Consider the following 1417-nt stretch of genomic DNA (forward strand, 5'->3'; position numbering starts at 1 on the left):
AGATGGTCAACTAACGATAAATGTGTATGCCAATAGTAATGATGTTGTGATCGAAATTATTGATACTGGAGTCGGCATGACGGAAGATCAATTATCTCGGTTGGGTGTTCCCTTTTATTCAACTAAGGATAAAGGGACTGGGCTGGGCTTGATGGTGTGCTATCGAATTATTGAGGCCCTAGATGGGGAAATTCGTCCTGCCGAGTGGAACTTATGAAACCATCATTACGAATCTTTCTGCCGATGATTTCCCACCCGAGGAACTGGGGTCCATTTATAACATGCGCTGGGGCATTGAAACCTCTTTTAGAGCATTAAAATACACTGTCGGTCTGACGAGTTTTCACGCGAAGAGACGAGAGTCCATCATCCAAGAGATTTTCGCAAGAATGATTATGTACAATTTCGCTGAAATGATGACCTCGCACGTCGTCATTTCCCAAATGGATAAACGGCACCAATACCAAGTTAACTTCACGGTCGCCGTTCACGTTTGTAGACATTTCCTGCGCTCAAAAGGTGATGAACCCCTGCCTAATGTTGAAGCACTGATTCGCAAAAACATTTTGCCGATTCGACCCGTTCGCAAAGGGCAGCAGAATACGCGCAAAATCCGTTGGAAATCAGTCGTGAGCTTCGTCTATAGAGTAGCATAATTCGTTTCACAAGAACATTTTTAAAGCGGACACTCCATCCGCTTTGTTTGCTGTGCGCTTTTTCTTTGCTTTCACCAAAAAAACAAACGGCACAGGACTTTTCCCATGCCGTTTCGGATTTCATTTTTATTCCTGTTCTTGTCTTTGAGCTAAACTAAATGACATTGGCCATGTGGCAGCCCTTCTGGTATTTTGATGGGCAAGAATTGCTTCAAGCTATTACTAATTTTCCAATACGGTTCCGGCTATATATACAATAATTCGAAAATCCCTTACTGACATATAGCACAATTCAAGATATATTTATATCAGAATCTTATGAATTCAAAGAAGAGGGGATCGCCTTGTTAGGGATAGACCAATTACTATTAAATTTTCTCTTCATTTTGGTAAGTATCCTCACTTATTTTTCCCTCGGACTTTACAAAACAAAGAATAAAGAAATCCTTATTGGCGTGCATGGAAGTATCTCAGTTATATTCTGTATGTCTTTTCCATTTACCGTTTTCCCTGGTTATATATACGACTTAAGAATACTCCCTTTTATCATAGCAATTTTGTATGGTGGAATACGACCTGGTCTAATTGTTGCTCTAGTACTTCTTTTGTATAGGTATCTGCTTGGAGGTAATGGATTTATAGTAACGTGTATTTCTTATATACCTATTTTTATTTTCACAGCATTTTTTCTCAAGTATTACAATGGTTTATCCAAGAAAAAAACAATTATATTTGGAACTTTAATTGCTTTATGTTCTGCA

Annotated in this window: 3 protein-coding genes; all 3 read left to right on the forward strand. The window is 38.9% G+C overall.

Features of this window, described 5'->3' with window-relative positions:
- The coding region (locus AC58UU_RS39850) for an ATP-binding protein (RefSeq protein ID WP_497323033.1) at positions 1–217 on the forward strand (217 nt) is incomplete at its 5' end.
- Positions 183–656 (forward strand): transposase, encoded by a 474-nt coding sequence (locus tag AC58UU_RS39855; protein ID WP_497323034.1) that lies wholly within the window; start codon positions 183–185, stop codon positions 654–656. The genes AC58UU_RS39850 and AC58UU_RS39855, both read left to right, overlap by 35 nt.
- 344 nt (positions 657–1000) lie before the next feature.
- Positions 1001–1417 (forward strand): LytS/YhcK type 5TM receptor domain-containing protein (locus AC58UU_RS39860; RefSeq protein WP_497323035.1); only part of this gene is annotated, 417 nt, incomplete at its 3' end.

The organism is Paenibacillus sp. JT22N1 (assembly GCF_059692155.1).